General features: G+C 48.2%; 19 protein-coding genes and 1 tRNA gene. All 20 read right to left on the reverse strand.

All coding sequences use genetic code 11. The features are described 5' to 3' along the window. Positions 1-2: 2 nt before the first annotated feature. On the reverse strand, positions 3-740 hold the full coding sequence (locus J0B03_RS01310) for a YlmH/Sll1252 family protein (RefSeq protein ID WP_207300100.1): 738 nt from the start codon (positions 738-740) through the stop codon (positions 3-5). Positions 741-744: 4 nt separating this feature from the next. Then, positions 745-1,014 (reverse strand): YggT family protein, encoded by a 270-nt coding sequence (locus J0B03_RS01315; RefSeq protein WP_207300101.1) that lies wholly within the window; start codon positions 1,012-1,014, stop codon positions 745-747. Positions 1,015-1,024: 10 nt separating this feature from the next. Further along, positions 1,025-1,564 carry a cell division protein SepF gene (locus J0B03_RS01320; protein ID WP_207300102.1) on the reverse strand — a complete coding sequence of 180 codons (540 nt, stop codon included), beginning with the start codon at positions 1,562-1,564 and terminating at the stop codon, positions 1,025-1,027. Further along, the gene (locus J0B03_RS01325) at positions 1,485-2,153 is read right to left on the reverse strand and encodes a YggS family pyridoxal phosphate-dependent enzyme (protein ID WP_207300103.1); all 669 of its coding nucleotides are present in this window, start codon (positions 2,151-2,153) and stop codon (positions 1,485-1,487) included. The genes J0B03_RS01320 and J0B03_RS01325 overlap by 80 nt, the downstream gene beginning before the upstream one ends. A gap of 17 nt (positions 2,154-2,170) precedes the next feature. Beyond that, on the reverse strand, positions 2,171-3,400 hold the full coding sequence (locus J0B03_RS01330; protein WP_207300104.1) for a biotin/lipoyl attachment domain-containing protein: 1,230 nt from the start codon (positions 3,398-3,400) through the stop codon (positions 2,171-2,173). 39 nt (positions 3,401-3,439) lie between these two features. Next, positions 3,440-3,516 (reverse strand) — tRNA-Pro (locus J0B03_RS01335). Positions 3,517-3,618: 102 nt separating this feature from the next. Beyond that, a complete protein-coding gene (locus J0B03_RS01340) occupies positions 3,619-4,644 on the reverse strand; it encodes an NAD(P)H-dependent glycerol-3-phosphate dehydrogenase (RefSeq protein ID WP_207300105.1) in 1,026 nt (341 codons plus the stop codon). A 10-nt stretch (positions 4,645-4,654) separates the two neighbouring features. Then, on the reverse strand, positions 4,655-5,980 hold the full coding sequence (der, locus tag J0B03_RS01345) for a ribosome biogenesis GTPase Der (RefSeq protein ID WP_207300106.1): 1,326 nt from the start codon (positions 5,978-5,980) through the stop codon (positions 4,655-4,657). 9 nt (positions 5,981-5,989) lie between these two features. Further along, positions 5,990-7,303: a DUF512 domain-containing protein gene (locus tag J0B03_RS01350; RefSeq protein ID WP_207300107.1), complete on the reverse strand. Its 1,314-nt coding sequence runs from the start codon at positions 7,301-7,303 to the stop codon at positions 5,990-5,992. Between the two features lie 96 nt (positions 7,304-7,399). Continuing rightward, positions 7,400-9,160, reverse strand: a complete 1,761-nt coding sequence (locus J0B03_RS01355; RefSeq protein ID WP_207300108.1) for an ATP-binding protein — start codon at positions 9,158-9,160, stop codon at positions 7,400-7,402. Between the two features lie 8 nt (positions 9,161-9,168). Beyond that, a complete protein-coding gene (locus J0B03_RS01360) occupies positions 9,169-9,852 on the reverse strand; it encodes a winged helix-turn-helix domain-containing protein (protein WP_309485110.1) in 684 nt (227 codons plus the stop codon). A 105-nt stretch (positions 9,853-9,957) separates the two neighbouring features. Next, entirely contained in the window at positions 9,958-10,392 is a 435-nt protein-coding gene (locus tag J0B03_RS01365) for a SoxR reducing system RseC family protein (RefSeq protein WP_207300109.1), read from the reverse strand. A gap of 15 nt (positions 10,393-10,407) precedes the next feature. Further along, positions 10,408-10,668, reverse strand: a complete 261-nt coding sequence (locus J0B03_RS01370; RefSeq protein WP_207300110.1) for a metal-sensitive transcriptional regulator — start codon at positions 10,666-10,668, stop codon at positions 10,408-10,410. Positions 10,669-10,681: 13 nt separating this feature from the next. After that, positions 10,682-12,454, reverse strand: a complete 1,773-nt coding sequence (aspS, locus tag J0B03_RS01375; RefSeq protein WP_246798153.1) for an aspartate--tRNA ligase — start codon at positions 12,452-12,454, stop codon at positions 10,682-10,684. Positions 12,455-12,770: 316 nt separating this feature from the next. Next, a complete protein-coding gene (gene hemZ, locus J0B03_RS01380) occupies positions 12,771-14,231 on the reverse strand; it encodes a coproporphyrinogen dehydrogenase HemZ (protein WP_207300111.1) in 1,461 nt (486 codons plus the stop codon). Between the two features lie 4 nt (positions 14,232-14,235). Beyond that, positions 14,236-14,850, reverse strand: coding sequence for an MBL fold metallo-hydrolase (locus tag J0B03_RS01385; protein ID WP_207300112.1), 615 nt, complete (start codon positions 14,848-14,850; stop codon positions 14,236-14,238). Positions 14,851-14,862: 12 nt separating this feature from the next. Continuing rightward, the gene (dtd, locus tag J0B03_RS01390; protein WP_207300113.1) at positions 14,863-15,312 is read right to left on the reverse strand and encodes a D-aminoacyl-tRNA deacylase; all 450 of its coding nucleotides are present in this window, start codon (positions 15,310-15,312) and stop codon (positions 14,863-14,865) included. 13 nt (positions 15,313-15,325) lie between these two features. Further along, positions 15,326-17,491 (reverse strand): RelA/SpoT family protein, encoded by a 2,166-nt coding sequence (locus J0B03_RS01395; protein ID WP_207300114.1) that lies wholly within the window; start codon positions 17,489-17,491, stop codon positions 15,326-15,328. A gap of 67 nt (positions 17,492-17,558) precedes the next feature. Continuing rightward, positions 17,559-18,077, reverse strand: a complete 519-nt coding sequence (locus J0B03_RS01400) for an adenine phosphoribosyltransferase (protein WP_207300115.1) — start codon at positions 18,075-18,077, stop codon at positions 17,559-17,561. A gap of 62 nt (positions 18,078-18,139) precedes the next feature. Beyond that, positions 18,140-19,885 (reverse strand): single-stranded-DNA-specific exonuclease RecJ, encoded by a 1,746-nt coding sequence (recJ, locus tag J0B03_RS01405; protein ID WP_207300116.1) that lies wholly within the window; start codon positions 19,883-19,885, stop codon positions 18,140-18,142. Positions 19,886-19,930: the final 45 nt, after the last annotated feature.

Genomic DNA, 19,930 nt, shown 5'->3' on the forward strand with positions numbered 1-19,930 from the left:
CCTCACTTGTACCAATGGATCTCCGCTTTCTGATTTCCCTTCCTCGTCGATCCTTCCAAGGATCGAAAAATAAATCGACCATACCCCCGAACGGAGACCAGGGTCCCGTCGGAAACATTTTGGGTTCCTTTATCCGCCACTTCATGGTCCACTTTCACCAACCCTTTGGAAACAAGTTCCCCCGTAGCAGACCGGGACATTTTGCAGGCTTTGGCCACCACATTGTCCAAACGGAAAGAAGTGAGCACACAATGCTCGATCTTGAACTCCGGTTTTGGAAGTTCCACATCCTCCATGGAGCAAATGGTCACATTGGCCTGCTGGTTTCGTATATGTTCCACATTGGTCCTTATATAATTCGCCATGTTCTCCAGAACGAAAACGTAGGCCTTGCCGGAAGAGACCAGGATGTCTCCAACCTGATCCCTTTTTATGCCAGTGGACAGCAAACTCCCCAACACGTCCCGGTGGGTTGTCTTCTCCGGCACATCCATCTGTAAAAGCACCAGGGGCGCCGATTCCTCCAGTTCATCCCAAGATGCCTTAACAAAAAGGATCTTCCGCTCTGCATCCTCATGACCGCCAAAAAAAGAATGCTCAACCCCCTGTTTGAAGAGGGCTGAGGCCAGTTTCTTTTGTTGTGTCGGATCAAAAAACTCCGTCCAAAAAGATGAAGCATCCTTTTGGGCCAGATCGCACACATTTTTCACTTTCAATGATTCTTCGTCGTATTTTTTCATGAGATCATCCAAACAACCGCAATATCACGTAATTGTACAGCGGCAAGGCCACGTACTCGATCAGCAGGATCATTGCAAAGGGCGATAGGTCGAAAGACCGGACCCGCAACACACGTCGCAACGGCTGCAGCAGAGGCTCCGTCATGCTCAATACAAATCCGGCAAAGGGCCCCTTCCCCTCAGGATTGATAAAACGCAACAAAACATTCATGATGATCATGACGCTGAGAAACTGAAAAAACATGCTTCCGATCCGAAGCAGAATCTCCGTCATCTATCTGCTCCTATTTTTCGTTGTTCCAATCTAAAAACTCCCTGCTGTGATCTGTTACCAGATTTTCTGCGATGACATCCACGGTGCTTGGGGCCAGGATGAAAACATTCTCGCCGATTTTTTGAATCGTGCCATCCAATGCATAGACCGCGCCATTTAAAAAATCAAAAATTTTTCTCCCGTCTTCATAATCTGCATTTTCCAGATTCACGACAACGGTTTTGTTGCTTTTCAAATTGTCGCATATGACCGGTGCATCGTTGAAAAACTCCGGTTCCACCACCAATACTTTGGAACCGCTTCGTACAGGTACTGTCGGTTTCGCTTGCTTTGCTTTTTTCCCATAACCGGAAGTCGTTTCTGTTTCTTCCTCTACGGCATATCCTTCATCATCAAATTCTTCATCCAGGTCGTCTTCGATCTCCAACCCTAAAATATTTTTACCTTGCCCCAGGTTTCTTTTGCCATGATTATGCCTCCTCTTCTTTGAAAACACCAGACCCGATACGTACCATGTTGGCCCCACATTCAACCGCAATGGTAAAATCATTGGTCATTCCCATGGATAGATATTCCATCGTCACATTGGGATAACTTTCTTCATTACTTTTCATTCTATCATACAATGCTTTTGTTTGATGAAAAATATCCTTAAGCAAAGGAATATTTTTTGTATTGGGTGCCATGGTCATAAGTCCTTTGATCCGTATGTTGGAGAGCTTGGACAAGTCGGACAGCAGACCTTCCAATTGATCTGGATCGATCCCCTGCTTTGCATCTTCACCCGACACATTGACCTGGATCAGGATATCCGTGACCAGGTCCAGCTTCTTGGACTGACTGTCGATGGCCTTGGCCAATCCCAGGGAATCAACAGAATGGATCAGAAACACTTTTCCTACAACGTACTTCACTTTATTTTTTTGGAGATGTCCAATAATGTGCCAACGAATGTCTTTGGGGAGCTGTTCTTCCTTCTCCCGAAACTCTTGGACCCGATTTTCTCCCATATCCAAGATACCGGCTTCGTATACGGCCTTGATCTCCGGTATGGAACGATACTTGGTCACGGCCACCAGAATGGTGTCCTCTTTCAGCTTATTCTTGATCTCGTCGATATTTTTTTTTATTTGCTCCATGGTATTCCTCCTTCCGCCTAGGGATTGATCAACAGCTGCATGCCTTCCGTGATCGATTCATTGTCACCTCGGCTTAAAAAAACTTCATCATCCATGGTCTTTGTGACCGTCACTTCCAGATTCTTGCGCAAATATCCCTTGTTCAACACGACTATGGAAGTGACTCCGTCCTTGGTGATCAGCGATTTTTCGGGCAATACATACCCGTTGTTCGTATAAGTGATCAACTGAATGTCCAGTTTTCTTTTCTTCAAAAAATCGTAGGTCAAATACTCTTTCAACTGCAGCACAAATACGTCCTGGGCTTCATCGTCGCTATCCAGCACCGCAACGACCCTGGCCGTGCGCTCCTTTCCTTCCAGGAAAAAACTGACCTGGGGCATACCGTTCAATACGTCGACTCGTCGATTCAAATAGGAGAGATATTCCTGCAAATCGTCATTTTCCAGGTTCTCTTCCAAACCCCTTCTTTTTTCCTCTACTTGTTTTTTTACCTCCGGCAACGATTCTTTCGGGATGGTGATCATCATGTATGCCGTATCATCGTCGATGACTTTCATGCCTGTTGTATCATCTTTTATGATCCCTGCTGTTTCTTCCAGATCTTGAGCATCCATACCCACTAAGGCTTCTATGTTTCCCGGCGCAAGGAGGGATTCATATCCATCCAGCTGGTTTGACCAATATCCAGGATGGATCCCGCCCAAACGGATCAAGGTCTTCCCCTGGTAGGGGTCCACTGACAGATCCCTTATCTCTTCTTTCCGGGATTCCAAGGCTTCTTCATCCAGATCCGCATAGGAAAACTGGTAGACCAGATCCATGATCTCCTCCATCAGGGGATCCTTGTTTTCCTCATCGGAAAGATCCTTGAATTCTTCTTTCTTGTCGACAAGAAGCTGGAAAAGTTCCTCTCTCTTGGGTATTTCCGTCATCTTCTCCAAAAGGGATCGTTGGTCCCGATAAAAATTTTGCAGCGTACCGTCGTTTTCAAACAATTCCGTCTGTCTGGAGACCCGCTCTCCGTCTGAAACGACGAGCACTGGGTTTTTGTCAAAATAAAAAACCTGTTCATTTTTGAGCAGGAATGTTTGGGTGTCGTATGTTGTTATATATCGTTGGTTTTCCAAGACCAGGGTCTGTTTGCTCGTCAGACGTACCCAGGACAAAACCACTAAAACAACAGCCAACAGGTATACCAACATCCTTCGCTGTTTTTTTACATTCTGTCTTTTACGACTGCTCACACCATCACTTCCGATGTCTTCTGATTTTTTGTACAAAAATGGTCTGAGTGAGAGGATTCGAACCTCCGGCCTCGTGAACCCCATTCACGCGCGCTACCAAACTGCGCTACACCCAGACATATACTACATTATAAAGAGTTTCATCGTCTATTTCAAGTATAATTTCTATTGTACCGAATTAAAAACAATGAGACAGGGAGAAAACCTCCCTGTTCTCTCTAGTTCCAGCCATAATAGTAAAGCGAGTTGATCTCTTCCATTTCATGTTTGTTGCTGCGGGTCATGATCTCCGTCACCACGTCCTTCGGGTCGGCATCTTCGAACAAGATCTTGAACAATCCATTGGTGATGGGCATTTCCACACCGTGTTTTTCGGAGAGTTCCCTGGCGACCTTCGTGGCCCGGACACCTTCCACGACCATGCCGATGGAATCCAATACTTGATCCAGCCGTTGTCCTTCCCCCAACAAAATACCCGCCCTGCGGTTTCTGCTGTGCATGCTGGTACAGGTCACGATCAAGTCTCCGATCCCGGCCAAGCCGGCAAAGGTTTCCGTTTTTGCGCCCAATATTTTACCCAGTCTGCTGATCTCGGCGATCCCCCGAGTCATCAGAGCGGCCTTGCTGTTGTCTCCATAACCCAAGCCATCACTGATCCCAGCACCCAAGGCGATGATATTTTTCAACGCGCCGCCCAACTCCACACCGATCATGTCGGGATTGGTGTAGACGCGAAAAGCGGGGCTGGTGAAAAGGTCCTGGAGACACTCGCAGGATTCCCGTTCTTCCCCGGATATGACGACCGTCGTGGGCAATCCTTTGGCCACTTCTTCCGCATGGCTTGGTCCCGTCAAAACAAATACGTTGTTGTACGGCAATTCATCGTTGATGACCTGGCTCAATCGAAGGTGGGTACCCTCTTCCAGACCCTTGGCCACATTGACGACATATTGGTCTGCATGAACAAAATCCTTGATCTGAACGCAAATATTGCGAATGCTGTGACTGGGCACTGCCAAAATGATCACTTCACTGTCTCTGACAGCCTCATCCAACTGACTCGTAGGAAGGATGCCGGAGGGCAACTCCACACCCGGCAAATATTTGGTGTTTTCTCTATCTTCTTTCAGCTGCTGTACCAGCTCTTCCCGACGATGCCACAGTGCCACCTGGGTTCCCTGTCCTGCCATCAAAATAGCCAAGGCGGTTCCCCAACTGCCTGCTCCCAAAACACATACCTTCATTTGGATCCTCCTATGCCTTCTCTTTTCTTTCCCGAATGATCAGGTGAATGGGGGTTCCAATGAACCCAAATGCCTGACGGATCTGGTTTTCCAAAAATCGTTCATAAGAAAAGTGCAACAGCCGTTTGTCGTTGACAAAGATAATAAACGTTGGGGGCTTGATAGCTCCCTGGGTCGCATAGTAGATTTTTAAACGGCGTCCCTTGTCCGAGGGTGGTTGATTCATCAAGACCGCCTCTCCGATCACTTCGTTGAGGGTCCCGGTAGTGATCCGCTTGGCATATTCGTTGGACACCAAAAGAATGGTCTCCATGACTTTATTGAGCCGCTGTCCCGTTTTTGCAGAAATGAATATGATGGGCGCATAGGCCATGAACGACAGGGTGGAGCGTACATCGCTTTCAAACTTCTTTTGACTCCCCTGATTTTTCGCTTCGTAAGCATCCCACTTGTTTACCACAATAACACTGGCCTTGCCCCGGTTGTGGGCGATCCCGGCGATCTTTGCGTCTTGTTCGCTGATGCCGTCATTGGCATCGATCAGAATCAGACAAACATCGGATCGATCCACTGCCGCCACACTTCGCACGATGCTGTAGCGTTCAATGTCGTCGTAGACTTTGCTTTTTCTTCGAAGTCCCGCTGTATCCGTCAGTACATATTCTTCCCCGTAATATTGGAAAGGGGTGTCTATTGCATCTCTGGTAGTACCCGGCACATCGCTGACGATCACCCGTTCTTCTCCAATCAAGCGATTGACCAGGGTAGATTTCCCTGCGTTGGGTTTTCCCAAAACAGCAATTTTCAGTCTGGTGTCTTCATCGCCGTCCCCTGCTGTTCTCGGGAAGTTTTCCACCACCCGGTCCAGCATGTCTCCCAAACCCAGGGCTTGTTCTGCAGAAATGGGCATGGGATCGCCCAGTCCCAAATTATAAAACTCATACAAGTTGTTTTCGATCTCCTTGTTTTCTACCTTGTTGACCACCAAAACAATGGGCCGCATGGATTTGCGGATCATATTGGCTACGTCCAGGTCCGCTGCTGTCATGCCTTCCCTGCCATCGACGATGAAGACGATGACATCTGCCGTATCGATGGCAAGCTGTGCTTGTCTTCGCATTTGGGCCAAAATAATATCGTTGGAGTGGGGTTCAATCCCACCAGTGTCGATCAAAGTGAACGGTTTCCCGATCCACTCGCAATCGGCGTAGATACGATCTCTTGTCACTCCAGGAGTATCCTCCACGATGGAAATTCGAGAACCTGCTATTTTATTGAATAAAGTGGATTTCCCCACATTGGGTCTTCCCACTACTGCTACGATTGGCTTTACCATTTGTTCCTCCTAATTTTTCAAATACTTCAAATTTGCGACAAATGCATCCCCGTCCAGAGAAACCGGTATCACTTGAGCATCCAAGGCCTTCATTGCCTCTTCCAGGGTCATGTCATCCAGAAAAAGAGGTTCATCGTGTTTCAACATGTTCTCGGGTATGAGTATGGTTTGATGGTGTCCATCCTCTTTCAATTGTTCCACCAGGTCTCTGCCGGTCAGCAATCCCGTTACGGTGATCTTCTCTCCAAAGAATCGATTTTCGATGCAATGGACCTGAACGTCGGCTGAGGGTATTCGCTGTTTGAAGCGATCCACCAGATCTTGTATGGAGTTCTTTGCCAATTTACCGGTGGCAACGGATACGGCCCGTCCTTTTTCCGTTCCATCCAACCTTTCCAATGCCGCTTCGGCCTGTTCCATAAACAAACGAAGCATTCCCACTCCATTTTCAAGTTGTCGAAATCCTTCATAATGGTCTGCTGGAGGCAAGTCTCTGTTGGCCGTCAAATAAAATTCGTCACTGGCAAACACAAAACGGGTTTGATGTTTTTGAAGCATCAGCTCCTGCATCTTTTGGATGCGACGGATGGTTTCTTCCGCTTCTTCTTGTGTAAACAACCGCATGGCCGCCAAATTTTGACGGAATTTGGTGATCCCTACAGGTACGACGGATACAGTTTCCATATATGGATAACGCTCTGCCAGATCCTCCAGGGACCGGCTCAGTTTCACCTTATCGTTCAAATCGGGACACAAAACGATCTGGCTGTTCATCAACATGCCGTGATCGGCAAAACGGTCGATGTATTCCATGATCTTCCCGGCATTTTTGTTGTTCAGCAGCTCCCGACGCAACTGTGGGTCCGTGGAATGAACGGAAATATTGATGGGTTGGATCCGATAGTCGATGATCCGCTGGATCTCTTCCTCTTTCAGGTTGGTCAGCGTTACATAATTTCCATGCATAAAAGACAGCCTGGTATCATCGTCTTTGAAATACAGGCTGGGTCGCATTCCTTTTGGCAATTGATCGATAAAGCAAAAAACGCACTTGTTGAAACAACTTTTTGGTTCGTCCAAAAGACCTTCCTCAAATTCCAGGCCCAAGGATTCGTCCAGCTCCTTTTCGATCTCCAGTTCCCAAATTTCTCCGGAGGGTTTTTGGATCTCCAAAAGAAGCTCCTCATCGTTTACCAGATAATAATAATCAAAGATATCTTTTGGAACCTTGCCGTTGATCGTCAGCAACTGATCTCCAGCTTCCACTTCCAACTCTTCTGCTATGCTTTCGGCCTCGATGGCCGTGATGCGTATCTCTTTCATTGGTCTCCCACGTTCCTTCGAATTCTTAGAGTATCTTATCATTTCACCGGGACGGGGTCAAGTTATATGTTTTGCTAAAAATTCTTCGCTTTTTCTTCAATACCTTACGATTTCAATGGTTACAGTAAATGTAGATCCTTTTCCCGGCTCGCTGTCCACGGTAATGGTGGCACCCTGGGACTGGACGATATGCTTGACGATGGCCAATCCCAAGCCGGTACCGCCTTCTTTTCTGCCCCGACCCTTCTCCACCCGGTAGAAACGTTCAAAGATCCGCTCTTTTGCTTCTTCGGGTATTCCCATTCCCTGATCCGCAATAATCAGTTTCAGATATTTTTCCTCTCTTTTTAAGGTTACCCAGACCTTGCTTGCAGGTGGGCTGTATTTGACAGCGTTGTCCAACAAATTCAAACACATTTGCCGGAAGTATTCTTCTTTAAATGGTATTTCTGGAAGATCAGACTGGATCTGGGACTCGATCCGAATATCTTTTTCCCGGGCCAGTTTCGAAGCCATTTGGATCATCTCCCGTAAAACCACACCGGGGTGGATCCGATCTTCCACACCTTCCCTGCCTGACTCCTCATTTTCCAGAAAGGACAGTGTCAGAATGTCTTCCACCAGTTCAATGAGCCGTTGGGTCTCCATCTCGATAATGTCATAAAAATGATTCCTTGTTGCCTCATCATCGACTCCCTCCCGCAAGGTTTCCACAAACCCCTTGATGCTGGTTATTGGGGTCTTCAACTCGTGGGACACATTGGCTACAAAATCTTTTCGGATGTTTTCCAACCGGCGAATTTGCGTGATGTCCTGCAATACCAGAATGTATCCATTCACTTGGTCATTGTCGTTGATCTTGCCGTAAGCGACACGTACCGTCTTATCGCCGATCTTCACTTCCTTGTAATAAACACTCTCATCACCATCTTTTGCGTAAACGTCATCCATCTCCCGAAACAAAGAATCCTTAGGCAGGATCTCCCTCAAGTTTTTACCGACCCAGTGTCTGTTTGGATCTACGCCCAGCAATTGAAGAGCACTGTTGTTGATGATCTTGATATGATAGGTGGGGTCCACTGCGATGATCCCGTCTAAAATACTTTTCAAGATCACTTCCAGCTCCACATTTCGGTTGGATAGCATCTGGAAGGTCTCTTCCAATCGATCTGCCATGTCATTGAGGGAGGTGGCCAGATCTCCGATCTCATCATTGGCGTACCAGCTCATCCGTTCTTCATAATCTCCCCCGGCGATCTTCTTTGCAAAAAAGCTGATATCCTTCACGGGACGGAGCATATATCCGATCAAATATCGGGAAAACAAGGCTGCAGCTGCAAAGGCAAAAAACAGATACACAGCCAGTTCTCGAAGACTCATGGTCAAAATATCCCTTGTCAGACTGAGTTTCATGGATACCCGCAAGATCCCTGTGGATCCGTCGTCCAGTTCCATGGCCACTGCCTTGTACATCATGTCTGCACCGATGGATTCACTGTATCGGACCGACCGGGTCGGGTTTCCCGACAGTGCATCCAGGATCTCCGGTCGATCGGCGTGATTTTGCATGGTCTCCGCATCCCGGTCCGTATCAAAAACCACCCTGCCTTCTTCATCGATCAGGGTGATCCGGTAATCGCTGCTTTCCATGGTGTGGCGGATCATCAAGTTCTCTGAAGGATCGTAAAAATCCTCCGAATCGAGGATGGATCCCTCGATGGCCGTCAGGGCCCGATTCAAACCGTCTTCAACAAAATCGTAATACAGGCCTTTCGTATTATGGTAGGTAAAAATCCCCATAACCAACAAAGTGGCCGTGAGGATCAGCAAAACGGAAGGAAATATTTTTTTGATCATGTTGCCCCCTATTCCTGAAAACGGTAGCCGACGCCGCGGACCGTTTCAATGAATTTTTCTTCATTTTCCCCATCGCCCAGCTTTTGCCGCAAATGACGAATGTGAACATCCACCGTTCGAGTCTCTCCTATATAGTCGTATCCCCAAATATGATCCAGGAGGTCGTTTCGACTGACCACTTTTCCCCTGTTTTTCACTAAAAAAGCCAGCAGTTCATATTCTTTCAAGGTCAGATTCAATAATTTTCCATGATGAAACACTTTGAATGCCTCCGTATGCAATTCCAAATTCCCGATCCGCAGGATGGGATCTTCCGTCTTGTCGGTCCGGCGCAGGATCGCCTTCACTCTGGCAGAAAGTTCCTTGATGCTGAAAGGTTTCGTCAAATAATCATCGGCTCCCACATCGAACCCCAACACCTTGTCAAATTCCGTATCCCTGGCAGTGAGCACCACCACCGGCAGCTCTTTCCATTGCGGATCACTACGCAATTCTTTCAATATGGTCAAGCCGTCCTTGTTGGGCAGCATCAGATCCAGGATCAACAGGTCCGGATCCACAGAACGCACCAGATCCACTGCCTTGGCGCCGTCCTGTGTTCCAGCCACCTGGTATCCCTGTTTTTCCAGATTGAATTTGATCAGTTCGAATATGTTGGTTTCATCTTCTACGATGGCAATTTTCTTCGTCACCTCTGCACCTCCCTGCACCTTCATTTCATTATAACAAACAATTGTTAAATCCATGTTAACTTTCCAGGAAAAAAGACAGCCCTGCTTGATATAGGGCTGTCTTTTTCAATCGCATTTGTCAAGGATCGCTGTGATATGGGGTTCGTACCCTTTTGTAAAAACGCCTTTCTTTTCCAAGGCCCGGATGATCATGTAACTTAGTGCGGTCAATCCCAGTCCTGCGAAAAATGCCGGCATGGGGCTCTCGCCGGCTCCAAGGATCGGATTGAGCATGTAAAATCCGACAACGGCTCCTATGAAAAACATCACCAGCGGAATGCCATAAGCGATCATGGCTGCTTTCATGACGTTGGTAAACTGCATTTCCACTTCCACCAGTTCGCCTTCTTTTGCTCCGATGGCGTTGACAGCAAAGGCATTCATGGTCATTTTATCCCGTCCTACATGGCAGGCTCCACAATCGCCGCAAGCTGCGTGGCGCTGGATGGAAACTTGTGCCTTATTTCCATTTTGATTTCGGACGATTCCTACTTCCTTCATTTTTTTCTCCTGTTCTCACTTTAAGAATTTCTTCATCAATCCCAACAGGTCATCCAGATCCATGGTTTCATTGTTTGTGATGATGCCGGTCAAACACTCCTTGGCATGGGTATCCAACACAATGGCAGATGTAGAATCCAGTGCAGATTTGACAGCACTCAGTTGGGTGAGGACCGCCTTGCAATCCTCATCGCTTTCGATCATTTTTCGAATACCTCGGATTTGTCCCTCAATTCGGTTCAACCGAACCAAAATATTCTTCTTTTGGTCCTCCATCTTCCATCTCCCCTTAGATCTTTTTCAAAATCAAACCCAACTCTTCCAGTCGGGCCATCTCGGCTTCATCCGGTGCATTGGTCATGGGACAACTGTGATTTTGGGTCTTCGGGAAAGCAATGACGTCCCGAATGTTTTCCGTGTGGAGGATCTGCATGACCAAACGATCCAGTCCAAAGGCAATGCCGCCGTGGGGTGGCGTGCCATATTGGAAGGCTTCCAACAGGAATCCAAAATTTTCGGAAGCTCGCTCTTCACTAAAACCAAGGGTCTCAAAGAGTTTTTGCTGCAGATCCTTGTTGTGGATCCGAATGCTTCCGCCACCGATCTCCGCACCGTTCAATACCATGTCATAGGCTCTGGCACGGACTTTCAAAGGATCCGTGTCCATAAGGTCGATGTCCTCCGGCTTCGGACTGGTGAAAGGATGGTGCTTTGCCACATACCGTTTTTCCTCTTCGTCGTATTCCAACAAGGGAAAATCGGTGATCCATGCGAACTCATACTTGCCGGAAAGATCCAACTCCATTTTTCGGGCGATCTCCAAACGAAGGGCACCAAGAGAGTCCCAGACCACATCCTGTTTGTCTGCCACGATGAGCACCAGGTCTCCCGGTTGTGCGTCTGTTTTTACCAGTATATCATTGATTTCTGTTTCTGTTAAAAACTTTTCGATAGGTGACTTTACTTCCTCTTCCGTGACACGGATCCAGGCAAGTCCCTTGGCACGGTAGATCTTTACGTATTCTACCAAGGCATCGATCTCCCGTCGGCTGAAGGCATCACCACACCCTTTTGCGTTGATGGCCCGAACGTCCCCACCCTTGGCAATGGCATCGGCAAATACTTTAAATCCCGTGTCCTGCAAAGCATCCTTGATATCCATCAGTTCCAAACCGAAACGAAGATCCGGCTTGTCACTGCCAAAACGGTTCATGGCATCCAGATAGGTCATTCGACGCATGGGCAGTTCCACATCCACATCCAGCATTTCCTTGAACAAGGATGCGATCATTCCTTCATTGATGGCCATCACGTCATTTTCGTCCACAAAGGACAATTCGATATCCACTTGGGTGAACTCCGGCTGACGGTCTTGCCGAAGGTCCTCGTCCCGAAAACATTTGACGATCTGATAATATCTGTCAAATCCGGCCACCATCAAGATCTGCTTGAATAGCTGTGGAGATTGGGGCAATGCAAAGAAGTTGCCTTTTTGTACCCGGCTGGGCACCAGGAAGCTTCGCGCTCCTTCCGGTGTGGGTTTGGTCAAAAACGGTGTTTCCACTTCCATGAATCCTTCATCATCCAAATAGTTTCGAATGAACTTGGATACCTGATGACGCACTTTCATGTTCTGGTGCATGCGGCTCTTACGAAGATCCAGATATCTGTATTTCAATCGAACGCTTTCCTTGGACGTGTCATTGTCGTCGATGTATATGGGTGGGGTCTGGGCCTGATCCAATACTTCCACTTTGTTGCACAAGACTTCCAGCGTTCCTGTAGTGATATTATCGTTGACGTTGTCCGGATCCCGTTCTACTACCACGCCTTCCACTTGGACCACATATTCGCTTCGCAAACGGTCTGCCACCAAAAATGCATTTTTATCCGTTTCGCTGTTGAATACCAGCTGGACGATCCCCGTTCGGTCCCGAAGGTCGATAAATACAACGCCTCCCAAGTCCCGTCGATTTTGTACCCATCCGCTAAGCTTTACGGTGTCGCCCACCTGCTCCTCGGTAATTTTTCCACACATGATCGTTCTGTAATAAGTTTTCATTGTATCCTCCTCGTTTGCTCTTATAACGGACCAAAGGCTCGCCCCTGACGATGATCGTCAGGGACGAGCCTTCAGCCCGTGGTGCCACCCTGTTTGGTCAAAATGCGACCCACTTATTTCATAACGCGCTACTGCGCACAAGCTCCAAAGCGTTCTTCCAATGAATGTTTCGTAAAGATGCTTCCAGTCGCGGCATCTTCTCCCTGGTCGTCTTAGACATTGTACTCCCTTTTTCATAGCCCTTGTATACAATTGTTTATTATTATAATTATATATCCCGAAAGTGTCAACCGAAAGTCGTTCTAAATTGTTCCATTCAATCCAAGAGCCTCAGTTGTTTCACCTTCCGATCGCCTTCATCCAAAACCTGTTTCACATAAAGAGTAACGTTTTTCACCGTTTCCATGCGCTCATACCCATCCGTTTTTGGATCGTATACTTTTCCCGTAGAACCGGCTCCCAACCCGATGACCGTACGCTTGTCCGACATGATGGCCATGTTGTAGAAACATTCTTTTCCCCTTTTGGCAAAACCGATGTTTTCCCCATTGTTGACGCAATATTTCTGACGGTAGAGATAATAAGGCTCATACCCCTTTTCTTCAAACAGTTGATAGATGGTCTTGGCCGCCAATGCGGCTTCCTGGCCCTGTTTGTCCCATCCATCTGTCTGATCCTCTTTTTTTGCCGCCAACGCAGAGGATCTTTTTAAAAACAGGCTATGGATGGTGATGTTTTCCGGTTCCAGCATCAAAAGAGACCGGGCGCTTTTGATCATTTCTTCCGCCCTTTCTTCTTCCAAACCCAGGATCAGATCGCAATTGACGCTGGAAAAACCGGCATCACGGACCAGACCGTATGCGTGATAAAAATCCTCCACGCTGTGTCCCCGACCCAACCTGTCCAGTGTTTCCGCTTGCATGGACTGGGGGTTGACAGAGATCCGGTCCACCTTGTACTTGCGAAGCACTCGAAGTTTCTCTTCGGTGATGGTATCCGGCCGACCACCCTCCAGGGTATATTCTGTTAAATATTTCATAGGCAGGTATTGTTCAACGGATCCCAGCAAAAGTTCCAGCTGGTTCGGCTCCAAGACCGTAGGTGTTCCTCCACCTACATATATGGATTCCACTTCCCAGGTGGTTTCCTGCAGATAGGTCCCTAAGATCCTTATTTCTTCCACCAGGGCTTTCAGATAATCATCCAGCAGTTCCCTGTCGGTCCCTGCTTCCTGGGTGATGAAGGAACAATAGCTGCAGCGACTGGGACAAAAGGGAATATTGATGTAGACCTGGGCCTTGTGTCTATCCAGTGGATAGAGCCGTTCCAGTTCCAGTCTGGCTATATGTAGCATGGGAGCGATGGCTTCCTCTGATAATCGATAATCGTTTTTCAATCGACTCCTTATATCATCCAGGTCCGTTTTTTTCAACAAAGCCTCATGGGCGATCCGTACCGGTCGGATCCCTGTCATGGTCCCCCACTTCAATTTTCTATCCGTCGCTCTTACCAGCAAGTCATATACCTGCTTTTTTGCGGTTTGGCGCAGATTCGACCCCGGATCCATCCTTTCTTCACTTTGAAACTTGTTTCCAGTACCGTCCTGAAACACAGCCCTTATTTTGCCTGCCGACTCTTCTACCTCCAAATGGCCCCATTCTTCTTCCTTGCTTTCACTCACTTGCAAATTCTCATATGGAAAAAACGCCATGAGCAATTCCCTCATGTCGTTTGATCGAATGCTTCCTTCGATTTTAAGTGTGATCGTTTTTTCCATGGATCTACCTCATATAAGGATTCTCAAGAAGCTCCTCTTCGATGGTACTGGAATCTCCGTGGCCGGGATGAATGGCCAGTCCGGGATCCATGGCTTTCAACTTTTGCAGGGAGGATTGCATGATTTTTGGATCACTGCCTGGAAAGTCGGTGCGTCCGATGGAACCTTCAAAAATGGTATCTCCGGTAAACAAGTCCGATTCCCATTGCAAACAGACGGAACCTGGCGTGTGGCCCGGCGTATGATAGACCTGCAATAGAATGCCTCCAAAAGTCAATACTTCAAGGTCTTCAAAAGTTATTACGGGAATGCCTTCTTCCAGCGAGAAATTTCTACTGAAATACATGGAAAGATTCTTTTCCGGAAAGTAGAACATCTCCCGGTCTGCGCTATGGATCTGCAGCGGCACCTGGAATTGTTGGTAAAAAGCATAGGCCGATGCAATATGGTCGTAATGGCCGTGGGTATAGACGATGCCGAGGCATTTCGCCTGGTTTTCCTCTAATGTTTTTGCAAATTCTTCTGGATCTCCCACAGGATCCACTAAAACGCCGTGGCCATCCTGTATCAAAATATAGCTGTTTGTCGTAAACGGATTGATCGTCTTCTTGATGATCATGAGCATCACCTCTTAGAAATTTTTTTCGCTGTCCAGCAACATGGTCACCGGACCGTCGTTGACCAGGGACACCTCCATATGGGCTTGAAAGACCCCTTCTCCAACGGGCAGTCCAAACTCTTTGAGTCGCTCCACCACTTCCCGGTACAGGGTATTGGCCATCTCCGGCGATGCTGCATCGGAGAATCCGGGCCGTCGTCCTTTTCGACAATCCCCATACAGGGTGAACTGAGAGACGACCAGAAGGCTTCCTCCAATGTCTGTCACGGAAAGGTTCATCTTTCCATCCCCGTCTTCAAAGATCCGTAAATTCGCGATCTTGTCTGCAATATAGATGCCGTCTTTGGTGTCGTCGGACGTTTTCACTCCCAACAATACCAACAATCCTCTCTCGCAACGGCCGACGACCTGGTCGTCTACGGTGACGGAAGCTTCCTTCACCCGTTGGATCACTGCTCTCATGTCTTCTCCTTCGTCAAGCCCGGTAAATGTTTTCGATCTCCGGGATCTTGTGCAATTTTTTGATGACCATGTTCAATTCCCTGGTGCTTTTTACTTCAAAAGAGATGGTGAAGTAGGCATAATCCTGGTCCGTCCGAACATTGAGGGACACGATGCTGATGTTCTGATCCGAAATAACAGTGGTCACCTTGGTCAGCAGCCCTTTGGTATCTTTGGCCTTGATGTGGATCTCCGACGTAAAATTTGCCACCGTATACTTGACCCATTCCACATCGATCAATCGCCCGACATCGTCGGCATTTCGTATGTTGGCGCAATCCGCCCGATGGACGCTGACGCCCCTGCCCCTGGTGATGTATCCGATGATCTTGTCTCCCGGCACCGGATTGCAGCATTTGGAAAAGCGGACGGCCATGTTTTTGAAGCCGGAAACTTTTACCGCCTTTTCCAGCTTGTCCTGACCGATGACCGGCTTTTGTTGTTTTGCTTCTCCGGAAAATTCATCCAGAATGGCCTGATCGTCCACCAGGTTCAGTTCGCTTTTGAACTGATTTTTTATTTTCTGCAGAATGAAATTGGGCTTGATCCCTCCGTATCCGATGGCAGAATAAAGATCCTCCACCGAATTGTAGTTGGATTTCTTGGCCACGAATTCCAAATAGGTTTGTTTGAGGATGTTGGCCTGCTGAAGTCCCTGTCTTTTGACTTCTTTTTCCAGCATGTCCCGGCCTTTTTGGACATTTTCTTCCTTTTTGTCTTTTTTGAAATACTGCTTGATCTTGTTGCGGGCATGGCTGCTCTTGACGATCTTCAGCCAGTCCCTGCTGGGTCCATTGGAATGGGCGCTGGTCAACACCTCTACGATATCCCCGTTTTGCAGGGTATAGTTCAGTGGAACGATCTTCCCGTTGATCTTGGCGCCGATGCACTTGTTGCCAACATCGGAGTGGACCCGATAGGCAAAATCCAAAGGGCAGGATCCCTTTGGCAGCTGGATCACATCGCCTTTTGGCGTAAAGACGAATACTTCGTCCGTAAAAAGATCCACTTTCAGTGTTTCCATAAACTCGCTGGCATCCTGCAGCTCCCGCTGCCATTCCATGATTTGACGCAGCCAGACCAATTTTTCTTCAAAGTTGTCGCTTTCCTCGATGCCTTCCTTGTATTTCCAGTGTGCAGCGATCCCAAATTCCGCTGTACGATGCATTTCCCACGTCCGGATCTGGATCTCAAAAGGGTCCCCTTTGGGTCCAATGACCGTCGTATGAAGGGATTGGTACATATTGGGCTTGGGCATGGCGATATAATCCTTGAACCGCCCAGGTATTGGTTTCCACATGGTGTGGGCCACTCCCAAGACACCGTAGCAGTCCTTGATGTTGTTGACGATGATCCGAACAGCGATCAGATCATATATTTCTTCGAAGTTCCGGTTTTGAACATACATCTTTCGATAGATGCTGTAAAAATGCTTGGGTCGGCCCTGGATATCTGCTTCGATGCCCACTTCTTCCAGTTTTTCCTTCAGGATCTCGATGACGTTTTGGATGTAGGCTTCCCGCACTTCCCTCTTTTGCGCCACTTTGCTGACCAGGTCGTAATACCCTTTTTCATCCAGATAGCGTAGAGAAATATCCTCCAACTCCCACTTGATCTTGGAGATCCCCAGCCGGTGGGCGATGGGGCTGTATATGTCCAGCGTTTCCTGGGCTTTGGCCTTCTGCTTGTCTTCCGGCATGTATTTCAAGGTCCGCATATTGTGGAGCCTGTCTGCAAGTTTGATCATGATGACCCGTATGTCCTTGGCCATGGCGATGATCATCTTTCGAAGGCTTTCCGCCTGCTGTTCTTCCTTGCTTTTAAATTCCAGCTTGCTGATCTTGGTGACGCCATCCACCAGCTCGGCGATCTCATCGCCGAACTCCCGCTGCATATCCTCGTAAGAATACTGCGTATCTTCCACCACATCGTGGAGTATGGCTGCTGCAATGGTGGGCACGTCCAATTGGAGTTCGGCCAAGATCATGGCCACCTCCAATGGGTGGATGATATAATCATCTCCGGAGACCCGTTTTTGCCCCTGGTGGGCATTCACCGCCAGATCATAGGCCTTTTGAAGGATGCTCACATCCGCATCTTTATTGTATTCAAGCACTTTTGCAATCAATTTGTTGTTCATCTACATCACCTGTCTTAAGAACCGGAGCGAATCTCGCTCCATTTAAAGAAAGCAGCAAAGCTGCTTTTTAGTAAGGATAGGATACCAACGAATGAACGTCGTACTTTTCCAGCTTGTCTCTGCCCTTCAGGTCCGTCAATTCGATGAGGGTCATGATGGACACCACTTCTCCTTGCAGCTGCTCTATGAGCCTGGCAGTAGATAACAGGGTCCCTCCTGTTGCCAGCAGATCATCAATGATCAGTATGCGCTGCCCCGGTGTGATGGAATCTTCGTGGATCTCCAGGGAATCTTTCCCGTATTCCAAAACGTATTCCTGACTGATCTTTTTATGGGGAAGCTTTCCCGGCTTTCGAATGGGTACAAACCCTGCATGTATGTTGTAGGCCAGTGCCGTTCCAAAAATGAAGCCGCGGGCTTCCGGGCCGACCACCAAGTCGATCTTCAAATCTTTGGCCAGCTCGGTAAACTGGTCGATGGCATCCTTTAAAGCATCTTTATCCTTTAACAATGTCGTAATGTCTTTGAAGCTGATTCCTTCTTCCGGAAAATCCGGTATGACTCGAATGGTGTCTTTTAAATTCATGATTACCGCTCCTTTACGCTTATACTATATTCTATCATTAATTGGATTTGTTGAATACCATTTTAGCGGTAATCTTTCAGGATCAGCTGGATGGACCGTTGATTTTGGTATTCGTTGATTTGGGGCTGATAGGCAATGTCCATGGAGTAGGCGACTTCCTTAGGACCCAGAAGTGCCTTCATGGCTCCGGGACCAAACTTGCCGTCCATGTAGGCGTCAAATTGCCCGTCGTACTGGAACATGACACCCTTGTAGACAGCTCCTTTTTTGTCCCGGATCTGCAACAGCAGGACGTTTTCGTTTTTTCCGACGATCCGGCCTCCCGTGAAAAGGACACCCTTGTCTGCAAAGATCGGTGCGGGATTGGCTTTCCCATAAGGTTCCATCAACGCAACTTCCTCTACAAACTGCTCCTGGGCAAAACGAATGGGCAGATACAGATCCAGGGACAGTTCCGGGATCAAGGCTTCATCGGATAATGGAAATGTCTCGTTGAGCCCCCTTCGCAGGATCTCGATGTTTTCCACTTCCAGGCTCAATCCCACTGCCATGGGATGTCCTCCAAATCCAAGATAGAGCTCCCGATATTGGGAAAAGGCTTGAAACATATCGTAGCCGTCAATGGAGCGTCCGGAACCTTTTGCACTGGTTTCTCCGTCGGTAAGGACCACCGTAGGGCGGTATTTTTCTTCCCGTACCCTTCCTGCAACAATGCCGGCAATGCTTTCATGGATGTTTGGAGCGTGGATGACCAGGACCCGGTCCTCCCGATGGCGTTCTTCCACGATCTCCAACACCTGGGCGACCCCTTCCCTGGTCTGATCTTTTCGCTCTTCGTTCAATGCCACCAGTTCTTCAGCCAGCTTCCTTGCCGTTTGGGGATCCTTTTCAAAAAGAAGGGCAAGGGCGGAACGGGCATGGGTCAATCGCCCGGCGGCATTCAAACATGGTCCGATGGTGAAACCGAGATTGTAGCTGGTTGGCTGTTTCCCGCCCAGTCCATTGGCTTCCATCAAGGCCAAGAGGCCTGGATTATCGCATTTCAGCATTTTTTCCAATCCTGCTTGGACCAGATATCGATTTTCATCGATCAGGTCCACCACGTCGCACACCGTGGCCAGTGCTGTGACAGGAAGGAAGTCCAGTCGTTCATTCACGTCCAGTCCCACGGTCTCGAACAGGTGGCTCACCAACTTGTAGGCTACGCCGGCTCCACAAAGTCCCTTGAAGGGATAGGCACAGTCCAACTGCTTAGGATCGACGATATGGTCTGCCGGCGGCAGGACCATGGCCCCATCCTTCATTTCCACCTGGTGATGATCGGTAATGATGGTGCGGATCCCCTTCTCCCTGGCATGGGCGATGGCTTCGTGGGCGCTGATGCCATTGTCACAGGTGATAATGAGTCCGATCCCGTCCTTCGCACAACGCTCCACCATGTCCGGATTGATGCCGTAGCCATCGCTGACCCGGTCCGGGATGGCATGGTCCACCGACCCGCCGCAAGCCCGTAAGCCCTCTACCAACAGATAGGTGGAGCATACGCCGTCCACGTCGTAATCGCCGATGACCCGGATCTTCGTCTCTTCATCGATCCGGTCCATGATCTCAGCCACTGCATCATCCAACCCCTTCATCTGCTGGGGAGGATGAAGGGCCTTGGCATGAGGATGAAGGAAAGAACGGATCTGGTCGATCTCATAAAATCCTCGGTTCACCAAGAGATTGCAAAAGGGTTTGGAATATCCCAGGGTCCTTGATAAAGCATCGATATCTGTTTTCTTATTTTTTAAGGTCCATTTCTTCATGGTCCGTTCCTCCTTGAAAAAAAGAGATAAAGGAATCTTTATCTC

The sequence above is a fragment of the Alkalibacter rhizosphaerae genome (assembly GCF_017352215.1).
GTDB lineage: Bacteria > Bacillota > Clostridia > Eubacteriales > Alkalibacteraceae > Alkalibacter > Alkalibacter rhizosphaerae.